We start from the raw sequence: 15,606 nt of genomic DNA on the forward strand, positions 1-15,606 counted from the left end.
TGTTTAACATTGTTGCGAACGGTAATACTAAATAACATTGAACTTTTACAACAAGGGATGATAATATGATATACATTTACACAGACTTCGGCGGTACACATACAACATCACTAGCTGCAGCATATCATTTAAATAAATTACCAACGGATCGTAAGTTAACAAAAGAAGAAATTTTGAATGTAGATTACTTTAATAAATTGAAAACAGAAGATATGGGAAAAATTATTTTTCATGGAATAGACGAAAACGGTCATCCTGTATATACGATTGGATGTGGCGCATCAAAAGTTGTTGTACCAGCGATGAAGCATTTAGGAGAAATCTTGCAAAAACATTATCAAAGTCATGAAAAAATTATTTTTTCTAATACATCACCAACCGTACCTTTACCAATGACTTTTGGTGGTCTGTTTTCTAGAAGGTTCCATATCGATTTTATTGGCGTACCGTTACTCGTATGGGGAGCAAAAATTTGCTGTGATAATATACAAAGGCTTGTTAGTTATACAAAAGAGGCAGGAAGATTAACGAATGATTATGTTGTAATTTTAGATAATGAAACTTTTAAATAGTATATGAATAAGAAGAAAATCGAGCAAATTCCTTGATTTTCTTTTTATTTGTGGAATAGACAAGAAATAGTCACATTTAATATACATCTACTATAGCCAAAATAATAAAGTCCTGTTACTATTACAGGGATATTCTCTTTTTATAACATAAATATATAGAAAAATTAGAAAAGAGGAATTGAATTAAGGGAGGAACAACATGAAGCGTGTTGCTTGGATTACTGATAGTACAACTGCGAATTTTAAAACAGAAGGAGATAACTTTGTTATCCCAATCGAAGTTATTATTGATGGAATTTCGTACAAAGATTGTGAAGAAGGTGTACGTGAACGGGTTTATAATGCGTTAAACGAAGGTAAAACAGTCACTACTTCACAACCTAATATTGGGGAAATGGTAGAGTTGTTTACAAAATGCAAAGAAGAATATGAAGAAGGATTTGCAGTTGCTATTAGCGGAAAAGTAAGTGGAACCTATCAAAATATGAAGTTAGCTGCAGAAATGGCAGGTTTTCCATTAACTGTATTAGACAGTGAAACAACAAGTTATCCAATGGATGAATTAATTAGAAAAGCGAAATCGTTATACAATGATGGTATGACTTTACAAGATATACACAAAACATTAGTAGATGAAAAAAGAAGACCTTTTCATGTATTCCCAAAGAGTTTAAAAGGTTTATATGCGAGTGGTCGTGTAAAGGGTATTCAATTTTTACTTGGAAGTTTATTAAGTGTGAACTTAATACTAGAAGTAAAAGGTGGAGAGCTTTTACTTGAAAAGAAAGTTCGTAAAATCCAAAAATGTCGAGAATATATTAAAAATGAACTTGAAAAAGAATTACCAAAAGTACTTCATATGTTCCATGCTAACGATAAAGCTGGAGCGGAAGAATGGATTGCAGATATTAAACAAGCATTCCCCGAAATAGATTTCAAATTATATCCATTACCAATTTCATTTGCGGTTCATGCAGGTGAGGGAACAATAGCAATTAGTTATTAAAGTAAAACCCGTGAATCATTCACGGGTTTTTTCAGAGTGTTGGGAAAGACCTTATATACTATAAGGTCTTTTGTACCTCTTAAAATGACTTGAATAGCGTTTATTTGAGGTCATTAGGTAGTTAGAGTAGTTAGAGATTGATGACTATCTTTAACGAAAAAAGTTGAAGTCATATTTTTAAATGCTAATAAATCAGAATATTCTACCTTTTATTTCTGCAGTTACAATCTATTTACATATAAGATTATTAGGATTATATTGACAATGAAAGAGAAAACAATAGATGGAAGGGGATGTTTTTTATGTTTAAAAAAGCAGCACTAGGGATTTCATCGTTAGCAATCACAGCGTTCGTCGGATTAGGGATGGCAACAGAAGCTTCAGCTGGACCAGCAGCACCACTTACTTCACTAAACGTCGTACAAGTAGAGTCTGAGCTGGGCGGAGTAGAAACAATTAACCAAAACAGCTTTAGCACAACACGTAACCACGGGGGAAAATACTTATATATTACAACGAAAGAGATGGGATACGGTCAAAATCCGTTTACTAAAATGAATGGTTCTAATGTAAAAAGTATTGGATCCACAATAATCGGCGGAAAACCAATCGTTGGCTGGTATTACAAATGGGATGCGTCTGGACATCAACAAGGAACATTTGAATACCAAAAAACATCTATAAACGCGCCATTTAATACAATGCGTACGTCAATTTATATCCAATAATTTTTGAAAACGTTCGCACATATAGAATAGTTAAAAAGGTACTTCTAGGAGTACCTTTTTTTGATTTGAATCACGTTCATCTATATTTACAATTCCGATTCCATAGCAAGAACACTTCCCATAAAACAAAATCCTTAACGTCTATAAAATTTATATGAACGCGTAGTACAAGTCCTCTCCAGTTAAAGTACATAGGTTACTTAAATCATATTGAGATTAATCTTGTAAATCACTTAACCTATAATATATTATCTCAGCGAAAATAAATTAATACCGCTGATTTCCTAACACACTTTAATGAGTTGTTTAGTAAAATTTCATTTGAAAATTTATTACCTAGTGCAAAAACACTTGCTATATTCCATAGTTCAGAATATGTACCTGAAAATTATGATGTAGAAATTGCGATTCCCCTTGCAGAAGCCACTAATAAAACAAAAGTGTTTAATCCCGGTCTTTGCGCAATGGCTACGCTTATTGGTTCTTACGAAGAATTACCTTTTATTCATACAAAGCTACATGTTTGGATTGAAGAAAATAACTATAAACTGAATGGCGCTCCGTTTGAAGTTTATAAAACGAATCCTTATAGCACACAGGAGGAGAATAACATCATAGAAGTATATTTTCCTATAAAATGAATAAAGGAAGGGGTGTATCACAATGTATGGTATAAACCGGCCAACAATAAAAGAAAAAATATTAATTTTAGTTACTGAGATTATCTATCTAATCATTGCGTTTTACTTGCTTTTCATTACTTATTTCAAACAAGGCATTTCAATAGGGTTGTTTATAGCTTTAATTATCACCACTTTACGATTAACAGCTATGATGTTTATATGGTTGCCTAGAGGGATTTCATGGCAAGAAGCCATTATGAACAGTATTGCTTTTGGAATTTATTATTTAGGTTTTCCAATCTTAATGATTACTAGTAATCAGGATCCTAATTTAATATTACTTACAATAGGTTGGATATTATTTTTAGGAGGAAGTATGTTAAACACAGTTTCAGAGCTACTTAGAAAATCCTTTAAAGATAATCCTGTAAATCAAGGTAAGCTATATACAGGCGGTTTATTTAAATATGCGATTCATATTAATTATCTGGGGGATTGCCTTTGGGTGTTAGGTTTAGCATTTATCTCTAGCAATATTTATAGTTTGTTTATATCTCTAGGCCTGTTCTTTGTATTTATTATATTCCAAAATCTGATGCTTACTTACAGATAAAGTATGGAGAACAATTTACAGTGTATAAACAGAATACAAAAAAACTAATACCGTTTATTTGGTAAATCAGTTTCATAAATTATAAAAAGCGCAGGATCAGCATCCTGCGCTTTTCTATCGTAATTCAGCTGTTTTTCTAATAACAATTTTATCAATATCATCTTCTTCATCACCAATAAATAATCCTCGTTCTTTTAAATACGCTTCAAAATATAAATCAGCTTCAGCGCGTTCATCATATGGCTTTACAGAGAGAACGAAACCTAATTTGTTTTGTTCTTCTAAATGAGAAGTGGAGATGTAAGCCGGTACATTATGGCGTAAAAAGAGTTCTTTAACCGGAATAATCATATCTTTCATTAATTTCGTTAGCATACCCATTTCAAACTCGAAATTAAAGCGATCTATACTAGACAAATCAGCGAATACTACACCGATAAAACCTGTATTAAATACTTCTTGATATTCTACATCTTCGTCATGGTCGCCGTAAAAATTCTTTTCGATTAAATAATTTACAAAATAAGCAACGCCATCACTTTGTTCAAATGGTTTCGTTGAAAGAACAAAACCAATTTTCTTTTGTTTATGTAAATACACACATGACATGTATGCTGAAATGTTATGTTCTTTAAATAAAGCACTTGTTGCTCCAGAGAGACCATCTAATACGTGATGAACAATTTGAAGTTTTTTACGAGCGAAATAATAGGATTTCTTTTGTAACTCCAATGTATCAATAAAGACAGAGCCGATAAAGCCTGTATTTGAAATAATAGGTGCTTGCTTTTTTCTTCCTCTGCGCTTTAATGGAGCCATTGTTAAAATCATCCCTTCATGTACGTTTAAAATAAAAGAACGTTTGTTCGTATATTTATATTTTACTATTAAAACGCTATAAAGTAAAGGGTTTTTGATGAAAATATAACAAAAAAGACACCTTATAAAAGGTGCCTTAAACGCTGTAAGGAATAGGGTTTACCCTAACTATTTATATTATGATACAGAAACAATCTCTTCTGTATCTTCTACATCTAAATGACAGTCCATAGTACGAACATCTTGATCTTCATGACTTCCGAAATAAATAGTAATTTTCATATGTATCGCTCCTTTATTCTAGGAATACCTAAAATAATTACTAGTAATGTTAATATTTATTATATACCACTTTTTTCATTCCGACAACGTTATATCATTTTTAATTATTTTAAACTATAGAGCACAATTTAAAGAGGTACTTTTTATAGAAAATGGTAAATTTCTAATATGTTATATTTAATATAGAAAAATTCGAGTGTTACTTTTTATGAAAAGGAGAACTATTGATGAATTATAAACAACTATTACTAGATAACTTTGCATTTAAAACTTCATATATTGCACAATTTGTGCCCGGAATGAGTATAAAAAAAACGAAAGATTATATTGCTGTTGATTGTGGATTACCTGCCGATACATTTAATATCATCACTCTACTAAACAATAATTTAACGGAAGGGATCGAGAAATTATATAAAGAGGTAGAATACTATTATCAAAGAAATTTTCCAATGAGTGTTTGGTTATGGGATGAGGAGCAAGAGCGGGATATAAAAAGTGAGTTAATTAAAATCGGTTTAAAAGAAGTGGAACAGAATATTGCGATGGTAGCAGACTTAAAAACAATTTCCCCAACAATAAACATGCCAGTAAGTTTTACTATTCAACAAGCAGCTTCCCCTGGACAAATAAATAAATTTGGAGAAACGTTAGCTCATCTATTCGGCACATCAGAAGAAGGTATACATGTACAAGCATTCTATAATCAAATTTCTAATCTTGATATATGTAACAGTGAGAATCTGAAATTATTTTTAGGGTTATATGAAGGTGAAGTCGTAACTGTTGGTTCATTGATATGTTCAAAAGATAGTATTGGTATTTATGACATAGCAACTAAAGAAGGAATGAGAGGACGAGGGTTCGGATCTACTATGTTCAATTTCCTTCTGCAAGAAGCACAAAAATTTAAAAATACTTATTGTGTATTACAAGCTTCACACGATGGAATCAATATTTATAAAAAATCGGGATTTCAAGCTATCGGTAAAATGACTGTATTGGAAAATCGACATTTAATTGAGTAAATCATTCTAGTTAAATCGTCTTTATATAGGAGCTTATAAATCGTTATGAAAAAGATATATCTTGTTACAATAATTTGTGCCTTTATAGTAATAAGTATCTTTGTTTTTCAGAAAATAAATGAACATAAGTATACTAAAGCTATTAATCAATCAAATCATATAAAAAATATCGCACATAGAGGTGCTTCTGCGTACGCACCTGAACATACAATAGCAGCATATAAATTAGGACAACAAATGAATGGAGATTATATAGAAATTGACCTCCAAATGACAAAAGATGGACATTTAGTGGCTATGCATGACGAAACCTTAAATCGTACAACAAATGGTACTGGGCTAGTGAAAGAGCATACATTAGAAGAAATAAAGCAACTAAATGCAGGTTCTTTTTTTAATGAAAAATATCCGAACTTAGCAAAGAAAGAATTTGAAAATGCTAAAGTCCCAACATTAAAAGAAATTATTGAAACGTTTGGGCATAACGCGAACTATTATATCGAAACAAAATCACCTGATGAATATTTAGGAATGGAAGAAAAATTATTAGAAATTATTAATTACTACGAAATACAGGATAAAGTTATTATTCAATCGTTTAGTGAAGAAAGTCTACAAAAGATTCATAGCTTAAATAGTAATATATCCATAGTACAATTATTACCTTATAAAAAAGCAGTTCAATTAACAAAATTAGAGATAGAAAAGTATAAAATGTACTGCATAGGTCTTGGTATGAATTACAAATATATCGATTCAGATTATGTAAAGAAAATAAAGAAAAGTGGATTAGAAGTTCATCCATTTACAGTAGATAATGAAAATGATATGAAAAAGTTACTTGCATGGGGAGTCGACGGGATGTTTACCAATTATCCAGATCATTTACATTCAATATTGGATTTGAAAAATCATGAATAAGTAGTGTTATTCATAAAGGGAAAATTTACACAACCTGTATACTAGGATTATCAATGCAAGAAGGCATGTATCATATCAAAAGAAAATACCAAAAACCGCAACTGGAAGACCTAGGTTGTGGTTTTTTATTGCTTTGATTTCAGTTTACAAAGTTTGAAGCTAGAAGTGAAAACCTTTTTAGATGAATTGGCTTCTTATGTATTTGTACTTCGTATCGTTCTAGGTATATGTACAACCCATGAGACGAATTTTGCATATGATAATAGAAAAGGAGATGTTGCATATTGAAATACCACAATAGAAATGTAAGTAATCTGAATAAATTAGCGGATAATACGAAAGCTACCGCTTTTAAGTGGTATCAGTACTGCATTGACAATGGTATTGAAGTGTTAATTTACGAAACAATCCGTACGGTCGAGCAACAACGTGAATATGTTCGTAAAGGAGCATCGCAAACGATGCGCTCATATCACTTAGTAGGACAAGCATTAGATTTTGTTCCAATTCAGTCGAATGGTACAGAAGATTGGAATAGCTATAATAAAGAACCGTGGGCATCAGCAATTCGTTATGCTAAACAAATTGGCTTTGAATGGGGCGGTGACTGGAAAGGATTTGTGGATAGTCCGCATTTGCAATATAACTACAAAGGGTATGGAACGGATACTTTTGGAAAAGGTTCTCAAAACGTAGCGACTCCTCCTCCAACGAATGATGGTGTAGGGGTAGCTTATATTAACGGTAGCAATGTAAATTTACGAAAAGGACCTGGTACTGGATATGGTGTTATTCGCCAATTAGGGAAAGGAGAGTCCTACAAAGTATTTGGGCAATCAAATGGCTGGTTAAATTTAGGTGGCGATCAGTGGATTTATAACGATCCATCATATATTCGTTATACGGGAGGAAATGTACCCGCAACTTCACAATCATCAAACGATGGTGTAGGCGTAGTTACTATAATAGCGGATGTATTGCGTGTTCGTACCGGACCAGGAACAAATTACGGTATTGTGAAAAATGTGTACCAAGGTGCAAAATATCAATCGTTTGGATATAAAGATGGTTGGTATAATGTTGGTGGAAATCAATGGGTTTCTGGTGAATATGTTACATTTGTAAAGTAAAAATAAGAGCCGTCCTGTTGGGCGGCATTTTATTATAGATGTTCATAGGACGAGTGCTCATAATATCATTCGTAATATATAGAGTATAATTTTTCATTCTAATAATCAGAAAGTAATCAAAATGTAATTAATTTTAACTACGCTTTTTATATTTTTTTGATACACTGGCTACGAGGGGGATACCAATTAATGTGGGTAAAAACCAAAACCATATTGGCGGAAGTAAATTTATAATGGGAATATGGATGCCGACATTTACTAAAAGTGCGGTGACTGCACCTATATAAGAACCTAACATACCTCTAATGTGGTGATGGAGCCAATTTTTCCAACGTTTTTTTCGTGCGAGGTATCCATAAATTGCAAATGAATAAGAGAAGATTGCTACATAAAATAAATATGCGATTTTATCCCAGTTGATAATGGATAATATTATTGCCGTAAGGGTAATGACAACATAGGATGCATGATATATCTCGCCCCATTCAGTATGTTTTCCTTTCTTCTTTTGAGCAACCATCGCTACAATACCAGTGATTAAGCATATTGTTCCAAATAGTATGTGTATGGTTAAAAGAATGTTAAAAATGCTCATAATAATTCCTCCTTTTTTATTTTTATAGTATTGCAGTATAGGAGAAAAGTTGAAACATATTGTTTGTTGGCCTTAATATATTGAAATAAAGGTAATCCTAGAACAAATTTAAACGGACAAATTTTTCTTGATTTTAGTGAGCCACGTATTACGTGAAATGAAGGAGAGACTTCCATGTTTACATCTATTACATATTTACAATCAGGGAATGACAAACAACAAAAGGTATATGATGTTTTAAATAAACTAAACATAATGGAGGATTTAGCTTTGTATAGTCCCGTTCTTTGCGGGACAATCCCTATAAGAATTGATACTCTCCAATCTGACTTAGATATAGTAATGGAAGTACATAACTTTGATGTTTTTGAGCAGGAAATGAGGTCTTTATATGGTTCTTATAGAGGGTTCAATATAAAAAAGAAAAAAATGAAAGGTACTGAATCGATAAAGGTGAATTTTGAATTCGAAGGTTTTGAATTTGAATTATTTGCTCAGCCTAAGCCAGTGCGTAACCAAAATGCATATAGACATATGATAGTAGAGCACATGCTATTAATGCAGCATCCACATATAAGGGAAGAAATTCTTCGCTTAAAAGAGAACGGTATAAAAACAGAACCTGCTTTTGCTCAAGTATTAAACATTGAAGGAGATCCTTATGAAGGACTTATTGTGTTAGGGCAGGAAATGCGGTTGTGGTAAATAAGATACATAAAAACTCCTCTATAGAAAAAGAGGAGTTTTTATTATGCCATTAGCTTACGGATTAATTCACTCAGCAATTTAACCCCGTTAGTCATTTGTTCTGGAGAAGCATATCCATATGATAAACGAATGTACGGTTCTGATTCTTCTTCATAAATACGTCCTGGATTTAAAAGAATTCCTTTTGATAGTGCCTCTGAAAATAATTTTTTCATCGGAATGCTAGGTACAACCTTTAGCCATATAAAGAATCCGCCGCTAGGAATATCCCACGTTGCAATATCTGCACAATACTTATTTAAAGCCCGTATCATGATTTGTCTTCGTTCTTTTAGTTGAATTCTTACGTTTGCAACATGTTCTTCATAAAAACCTTTTTTTATCCATTCAGCAGCAACTCTTTGGGATAACGAACTCGATCCATAGTCTGTTTGCATTTTTATATCTGACAATCTTTCAATAACTGGTTCAGGTCCAATAATCCATCCAATTCTAAGTCCTGGGCTAAGTGTTTTAGATAGACTACCAACATATAATACATGTCCATGTTTATCTATTGATTTTAAAGGAGCTGGAGGGGGTTCATCAATCCATAACTCACGATAAATATCATCTTCAATAATAGGTAACTGTTCCTTTTCACATATCTTTATTATTTCTTTTCTTCGTTCTTGAGACATTAATATCCCAGTTGGGTTTTGAAAACTAGGAATAGAATATAAAATGTTTTTCTTTTGACTGTATTTAATGCGTTTTAATAATTCGTTAGGTAAAATACCGTGATGATCCATAGCTATACCAGATAAATTTATATTTGCTGATTGAAATACATGAAGTGAATATAAGTAAGAAGGTTGTTCAAGTAAAACAGTTGATTCTCTATGCAAAAGACCAATTGATATTAATTGCAATGCTTGTAATGCACCAGAGACGATTAATATAGAACCCGGTGATACATGTATTCCGAATGATTTTACGTAGTTACTTATTGCCTCACGTAACGGTAAAAAACCTTTTTGTTCTTCGTATCCGAAATAATCTAATTCGTCACTTACATTTTTCATAATGGACTGCATCGTTTTTAGCGGGAAAATTTGAGGTGCAAGTTCACCTTTACTAAGATGGATAAGTGTTTTATTTGCTTCTGCTTCATTTATTTCTCGTACCATTAACTTGCTAGGTTTATGAATACCAGCTTTTACATATTCACTCCAATCAGGCGGGGGATTCGTCGCTAATAATGACCATGTATTATTTGTTACAACTGTTCCTGCTCCGATTTTCCCTTGAATTAAGCCATCTGCCATAAGTTCATCGAGCGCAGTTATTACAGTACTTCGATTTACATGAAATAATTTTGCTAACTGCCTTTGACTAGGGATCTTACTTCCGATCGGCCATTCTCCGTTTTCGATTTTTTCTTTCATATAATCTACTATCTGCCGATATTTAGGCAGTTTTTTATTCGTTGTCATAAAAAAACTCCCTCGTTCAATTTAAAAATGCCAAGTGGTTGGTTTTTACGATAAATAACTGGTTGAAGACATTGTATCAACTATTAAATATGATGAAAAGAAATAATTGGTAATTTAAAAATGGTTGGTTTATTAGAAAGGGAGAGAAAACATGCATAATAAAAAATGGGATTTACGCATTATATATGCACACGCGTTTACGATTCTTATATGGGGAACTGCTTTTCCGGCAATTCGTATGGGGCTTGAATCTTATACACCTGAGCATCTTACTTTACTACGCTTATTAATCGCTTCATTTATACTTCTGTTGTTTTCTTTTATCTACAAGTTACGGCTACCGGATTTAAAGGATATCCCAGCAATTTTTATGTTCGGTGCTTTAGGATTCACTTTTTATCACATTGCATTAAACTACGGCGAAAAAACAGTAAATGCTGGTTCTGCAAGTTTAATTGTTTCGGTCACACCTATAGTAACGGCAATTCTTGCTTCTATATTTTTAAACGAAAAAATGAAATTAAATGGTTGGATCGGTGGTGTAATTAGTTTTATAGGAATTGCTCTCATATCATTTAGTCAAGGAGATAGTATTCAATTAAATAGTGGGGGATTATTTATATTATTTGCAGCAATTTCAGAAAGCCTATATTTTGTTTTCCAAACTTCTTACTTAAAAAAGTACGGCTTCTTACCATTTACCATATATACAATTTTATCTAGTACTGTATGTATGCTTATTTTCTTACCGGGAATGTATCAAGAAATACTAGCAGCTCCTCTTGAAGTGAATGTGAGTGTTTTATATTTAGGCTTATTTCCAACAGTACTCCCATATATCGCATTGGCCTATATCATATCTCATGCTGGTGCTGCTGAGGCAACAAGCTCTCTATATTTAACCCCAGTAACTGCATGTTTTATTGCTTGGTTATGGTTAGGAGAAGTGCCAACTTTAGTTTCGATAATTGGCGGAGGGATTACTATACTTGGTATCTTGATTGCTCATATACCAGTATTAAGAAAAGAAAAACATAGGAATTTAGCAAATAATCAATCCGTATAACGTAATTCAATAATAATTTTATGATACTTTTTCATATAGTTTTTTTCTTATGTTGATAAATATAATATTTTGTATTTCAGTTAAATATTGTATGTTACATTTTATGTAGTAAGCATTTTAAAAGGAGATGACAACATAATGAATGGAAAAAGAAATATTTTCACATGTATTTCTATTATAGGAATCGGTCTAGCTAGTTTTTCTAGTTTTAGTTTCGCAGCAAATGTAACGGACAATTCAGTACAAAATTCTATTCCCGTAGTTAATCAACAAGTAGCTGCTGCAAAGGAAATGAAACCATTTCCCCAGCAAGTTAATTATGCAGGTGTTATAAAACCTACTCATGTTACACAGGAAAGTTTAAATGCTTCTGTAAGAAGTTACTACGATAATTGGAAAAAGAAATATTTGAAAAATGATTTATCTTCTTTACCTGGTGGTTATTATGTAAAAGGAGAGATTACAGGTGATGCGGATGGGTTTAAGCCACTTGGAACTTCAGAAGGTCAAGGGTATGGGATGATAATTACAGTATTAATGGCTGGTTATGATTCGAATGCTCAAAAAATCTATGACGGTTTATTTAAAACAGCAAGAACTTTTAAAAGTTCTCAAAATCCTAATTTAATGGGATGGGTTGTTGCAGATAGTAAAAAAGCACAAGGTCATTTTGATTCTGCTACTGATGGGGATTTAGATATTGCGTATTCTCTTCTTCTTGCTCATAAGCAGTGGGGATCTAATGGAACAGTTAATTATTTGAAAGAAGCACAAGACATGATTACAAAAGGTATTAAAGCTAGTAATGTTACAAATAATAACCGACTAAATTTAGGAGATTGGGATTCTAAAAGTTCACTTGATACGAGACCATCTGATTGGATGATTTCACACCTCAGAGCATTTTATGAATTTACAGGTGATAAAACTTGGCTTACTGTTATTAATAATTTGTACGATGTTTATACGCAATTTAGTAATAAGTACTCTCCAAATACAGGACTTATTTCAGATTTCGTTGTAAAAAATCCACCACAACCCGCACCTAAAGACTTCTTAGAGGAGTCAGAATATACAAATGCATATTATTACAATGCTAGTCGGGTACCATTGAGAATTGTAATGGACTATGCGATGTACGGCGAGAAAAGAAGTAAAGTCATTTCTGATAAAGTCTCTTCATGGATTCAAAATAAAACGAATGGAAATCCTTCTAAAATTGTGGATGGTTATCAATTAAATGGATCTAATATTGGTAGTTATTCAACTGCTGTATTTGTTTCACCGTTTATTGCTGCAAGTATAACGAGTAGCAATAATCAAAAGTGGGTAAATAGCGGTTGGGATTGGATGAAGAATAAGAGAGAAAGCTATTTTAGTGATAGTTATAATTTATTAACTATGTTATTTATTACAGGAAATTGGTGGAAACCTGTACCTGATGATAAAAAAATACAAAATCAAATAAATGATGCAATTTATGAAGGATACGATAATTAATTAAATTTGAGAATGGTTACTTAAGAAAGGAATTAGCATACGCTAGTTCCTTTTTAATATTTTGTAGAACATTATCCATTCTAAAATCCGCATAGATATACTTGCTTTTTTCATATACATAGTTATTGATGACTCTATGTTTTTATGAGGGGAGAGTATTTCTTGGAAAAAGTATTATTTTTCGGAGACCCAGGTATTGATGACTCATTTGCCATTATGTATGGTTTACTGCATCCCGAAATTGAAATTGTAGGTATTGTAACTGGATACGGAAATGTTGAGCATATACATGCTGCACATAATGCAGCGTATATTTTACAGTTAGCAAATAGACAAGACATTCCTGTCATTAGTGGTGCAACAAAACCACTTACAGAAGAAATTACTACGTACTACCCTGAAATTCACGGAGCAGAAGGATTAGGGCCCATCCATGTTCCAGAAAGCGTATTATCTATTCCAATATACAATTTTGGTAGTATCGCTGCGATTCTTGTAAAGTACGGAAAAGATTTAACGATTGTTGATGTAGGAAGATCTACCTCGTTAGCAATTGCTTTTAATTTATGGAATGATTTAATGCTAAATGTAAAAGCAATATATTTCATGGGTGGTGTTTTTTTAGAAGTAGGAAACGTTACGCCGTTAGCAGAGGCAAATGTGTATGGAGATCCGATAGCAAGTAAAATTGTTTTCCATCAAGCAAAGAATTTATTAATATTCCCTTTAAATGTAACAAACAAAGCTGTGTTAACACCAAATGTATTTAGCTATATTCAAGCTAATACAAAGAATCCATTTCATATGATAATGAAACCAATGTATGACTACTATTTATCTGCATACCAAAAACTTAATCCATCTATCGAAGGACCTTTGCTACATGATGTGGTTGCAATAAGTGGATTAGTAAATCCAAGTTTTTTTGAATTTGTGCATCGTACAGTAAATGTAGATACATACGGAGGTACGAAAGGACAAACATTTGCTGATTTCCGCCCTAGCTCTATACCTGAAGGGGCCCATATAGCATTAGAAATAGATGAACAAAAATTCATTCAAGATTTTATAAAAATCATGTTATAAGTTGTTGTCGAAAAAGGGAATTATTTCAATGCGTTGAATATAAAAATACATCCCTCTAGATAAAGGAGCTTACAATATTGAATGTCCAGTTAAAGGTTGTTACGAGAGAAAATTGGGAAGAAGCATTAAAGCTACAAGTTAAAGAAAATCAGTTGAAATTTGTTCCATCCGTAGCAGTTTCGCTTGCTAAAGTATATATAAAACCAGATGGTGACAATGTAGAGTACATACCATTCTCTATATACGTTGGTGACCTTATGGTTGGTTTTGTAATGCATGCAGTTGTAAGAGAGACATCAGATATGTATTGGATTAACGGATTTATTATTGATCAAAAGCAGCAAGGTAATGGATATGGAAAAGCAGCATTACAAGAAAGTATTAATATAATAAAAAATACTTTTAAATCGTGTAAAGAAATTAGATTAACCGTACATAAAGATAATATCTCTGCAAAGAAACTATATGAACGATACAGTTTCAAATCATTAGAACAGGAGTATGATGGCGAGCAAGTATATCGTTTATTTGTTTAACTATTAGGAAGTAAAGGCGTGAAATGAAATATGCAATTTACTGAAGTGAAAATTGAAGTGTTCATTCCTGAAGAATATATTGAAACATTAAGGGATGAATTAAATAAAATTGGAGCATGTAAAACGGGCGAATATGACCATTGTCTTTCCTATAGTTCAGTGAAAGGATATTGGAGACCTTTAGACGAGGCATCTCCTTTTAATGGAGAAATTGGTCGAATATGCGAAGGGCAAGAATGTAAAGTTGAAATAAAGTGTAAACGAGAACTTGTAAAAGATGCTCTTGAAGTTATTAATGATATTCATCCGTATGAAACACCTATGATTTATATTATACCAATACTAAATGACTATTTTGAGCAACTATACATTGAATAACTAGGAGGAATATCAATTGAAAAGTAAATTTCATCATATTGTACGAGCAGTCATGATAAAAGATGAAAAATTATTAGTTGCTGAATATATTGGCCATCATTATTTTTTACCTGGTGGCCATGTTGAAATTGGAGAATCAGCCGAGAATGCATTAATAAGAGAGTTAAGAGAAGAACTTGGAGTAAACTGTAGTATACAACAATTTTTAGGAGTCATAGAAAATCAATGGCAAGATAAAGAAGTGCTTCATCATGAAATTAACCACATTTTTGAAGTAGAGTCACAAGATTTACATACGGACTTACCACCGAAATCTAGCGAGTCTCATTTAGCATTTCAATGGATAGATTGTAATAAAGAAGCCTTAAATCATTATGAAATCATGCCAATGCCTTTAGTGAAGGAATTACTAGAAAGAAAGTTAAGTGATGAACTACTAAATTGTTGGATTAGTAATTTTTAAATCACTTTATTTATAGTAAATACGTCCATCGAATGAATATAAAGAAAATAGGCTGAAAAACAAGGTACATCACCTAG

The 15,606-nt window shown here is 32.3% G+C and carries 18 protein-coding genes and 1 pseudogene; 16 read left to right on the top strand and 3 right to left on the bottom strand.

Going from position 1 to position 15,606, the window contains the following annotated elements; genetic code table 11:
* Positions 1 to 65: 65 nt before the first annotated feature.
* The 5 genes and pseudogenes from CN409_RS13115 (at position 66) to CN409_RS13135 (ending at position 3,542) form a co-directional block, all read left to right on the top strand.
* Positions 66 to 572 carry a DUF3189 family protein gene (locus tag CN409_RS13115; protein WP_000639423.1) on the top strand — a complete coding sequence of 169 codons (507 nt, stop codon included), beginning with the start codon at positions 66 to 68 and terminating at the stop codon, positions 570 to 572.
* Between the two features lie 199 nt (positions 573 to 771).
* A complete protein-coding gene (locus CN409_RS13120; RefSeq protein WP_016077593.1) occupies positions 772 to 1,578 on the top strand; it encodes a DegV family protein in 807 nt (268 codons plus the stop codon).
* Between the two features lie 302 nt (positions 1,579 to 1,880).
* On the top strand, positions 1,881 to 2,306 hold the full coding sequence (locus CN409_RS13125) for a DUF4879 domain-containing protein (protein WP_000472921.1): 426 nt from the start codon (positions 1,881 to 1,883) through the stop codon (positions 2,304 to 2,306).
* Between the two features lie 191 nt (positions 2,307 to 2,497).
* Positions 2,498 to 2,947, top strand: a pseudogene (locus tag CN409_RS13130) (GyrI-like domain-containing protein); the annotation flags it as partial.
* Between the two features lie 22 nt (positions 2,948 to 2,969).
* A complete protein-coding gene (locus CN409_RS13135) occupies positions 2,970 to 3,542 on the top strand; it encodes a DUF1295 domain-containing protein (RefSeq protein ID WP_003278526.1) in 573 nt (190 codons plus the stop codon).
* Positions 3,543 to 3,656: 114 nt separating this feature from the next.
* On the opposite strand, the gene CN409_RS13140 is transcribed toward CN409_RS13135, so the two are convergent.
* Positions 3,657 to 4,361 carry a hypothetical protein gene (locus CN409_RS13140; RefSeq protein ID WP_000035353.1) on the bottom strand — a complete coding sequence of 235 codons (705 nt, stop codon included), beginning with the start codon at positions 4,359 to 4,361 and terminating at the stop codon, positions 3,657 to 3,659.
* A 509-nt stretch (positions 4,362 to 4,870) separates the two neighbouring features.
* Between CN409_RS13140 and CN409_RS13150 the strand changes: the two genes are divergently transcribed.
* The 4 genes from CN409_RS13150 (at position 4,871) to CN409_RS13160 (ending at position 7,722) form a co-directional block, all read left to right on the top strand.
* Entirely contained in the window at positions 4,871 to 5,671 is an 801-nt protein-coding gene (locus CN409_RS13150; RefSeq protein WP_001107085.1) for a GNAT family N-acetyltransferase, read from the top strand.
* Between the two features lie 45 nt (positions 5,672 to 5,716).
* A complete protein-coding gene (locus CN409_RS13155; protein ID WP_000725654.1) occupies positions 5,717 to 6,592 on the top strand; it encodes a glycerophosphodiester phosphodiesterase in 876 nt (291 codons plus the stop codon).
* Between the two features lie 117 nt (positions 6,593 to 6,709).
* The gene (locus CN409_RS31850) at positions 6,710 to 6,880 is read left to right on the top strand and encodes a hypothetical protein (RefSeq protein WP_000232343.1); all 171 of its coding nucleotides are present in this window, start codon (positions 6,710 to 6,712) and stop codon (positions 6,878 to 6,880) included.
* Positions 6,877 to 7,722 (top strand): M15 family metallopeptidase, encoded by an 846-nt coding sequence (locus tag CN409_RS13160; RefSeq protein ID WP_086390551.1) that lies wholly within the window; start codon positions 6,877 to 6,879, stop codon positions 7,720 to 7,722. Before CN409_RS31850 ends, CN409_RS13160 begins: the two co-directional genes overlap by 4 nt.
* A 133-nt stretch (positions 7,723 to 7,855) precedes the next feature.
* On the opposite strand, the gene CN409_RS13165 is transcribed toward CN409_RS13160, so the two are convergent.
* The gene (locus CN409_RS13165; protein WP_000021744.1) at positions 7,856 to 8,317 is read right to left on the bottom strand and encodes a DUF2306 domain-containing protein; all 462 of its coding nucleotides are present in this window, start codon (positions 8,315 to 8,317) and stop codon (positions 7,856 to 7,858) included.
* A 174-nt stretch (positions 8,318 to 8,491) separates the two neighbouring features.
* Here CN409_RS13165 and CN409_RS13170 point away from each other — a divergent pair, with 174 nt between their 5' ends.
* The gene (locus tag CN409_RS13170; protein WP_000495184.1) at positions 8,492 to 9,022 is read left to right on the top strand and encodes a DUF4269 domain-containing protein; all 531 of its coding nucleotides are present in this window, start codon (positions 8,492 to 8,494) and stop codon (positions 9,020 to 9,022) included.
* A 44-nt stretch (positions 9,023 to 9,066) separates the two neighbouring features.
* On the opposite strand, the gene norG is transcribed toward CN409_RS13170, so the two are convergent.
* Positions 9,067 to 10,500 carry an efflux pump transcription regulator NorG gene (norG, locus tag CN409_RS13175; protein ID WP_097981522.1) on the bottom strand — a complete coding sequence of 478 codons (1,434 nt, stop codon included), beginning with the start codon at positions 10,498 to 10,500 and terminating at the stop codon, positions 9,067 to 9,069.
* 151 nt (positions 10,501 to 10,651) lie between these two features.
* On the opposite strand from norG, the gene CN409_RS13180 reads away from it, so the two are divergent.
* The 6 genes from CN409_RS13180 (at position 10,652) to CN409_RS13205 (ending at position 15,529) form a co-directional block, all read left to right on the top strand.
* Positions 10,652 to 11,566, top strand: coding sequence for a DMT family transporter (locus tag CN409_RS13180; protein WP_086390553.1), 915 nt, complete (start codon positions 10,652 to 10,654; stop codon positions 11,564 to 11,566).
* A 138-nt stretch (positions 11,567 to 11,704) separates the two neighbouring features.
* Positions 11,705 to 13,066 carry a family 8 glycosyl hydrolase gene (locus CN409_RS13185; RefSeq protein WP_017763222.1) on the top strand — a complete coding sequence of 454 codons (1,362 nt, stop codon included), beginning with the start codon at positions 11,705 to 11,707 and terminating at the stop codon, positions 13,064 to 13,066.
* A 162-nt stretch (positions 13,067 to 13,228) separates the two neighbouring features.
* On the top strand, positions 13,229 to 14,152 hold the full coding sequence (locus tag CN409_RS13190; RefSeq protein WP_014895267.1) for a nucleoside hydrolase: 924 nt from the start codon (positions 13,229 to 13,231) through the stop codon (positions 14,150 to 14,152).
* Between the two features lie 77 nt (positions 14,153 to 14,229).
* On the top strand, positions 14,230 to 14,688 hold the full coding sequence (locus CN409_RS13195) for a GNAT family N-acetyltransferase (protein WP_086390554.1): 459 nt from the start codon (positions 14,230 to 14,232) through the stop codon (positions 14,686 to 14,688).
* Positions 14,689 to 14,718: 30 nt separating this feature from the next.
* A complete protein-coding gene (gene cutA / locus CN409_RS13200) occupies positions 14,719 to 15,066 on the top strand; it encodes a divalent cation tolerance protein CutA (protein WP_001160789.1) in 348 nt (115 codons plus the stop codon).
* Positions 15,067 to 15,082: 16 nt separating this feature from the next.
* Positions 15,083 to 15,529, top strand: coding sequence for an NUDIX domain-containing protein (locus CN409_RS13205; protein ID WP_000836826.1), 447 nt, complete (start codon positions 15,083 to 15,085; stop codon positions 15,527 to 15,529).
* Positions 15,530 to 15,606: the final 77 nt, after the last annotated feature.

The organism is Bacillus sp. AFS012607 (assembly GCF_002558005.1).
GTDB lineage: Bacteria > Bacillota > Bacilli > Bacillales > Bacillaceae_G > Bacillus_A > Bacillus_A thuringiensis_S.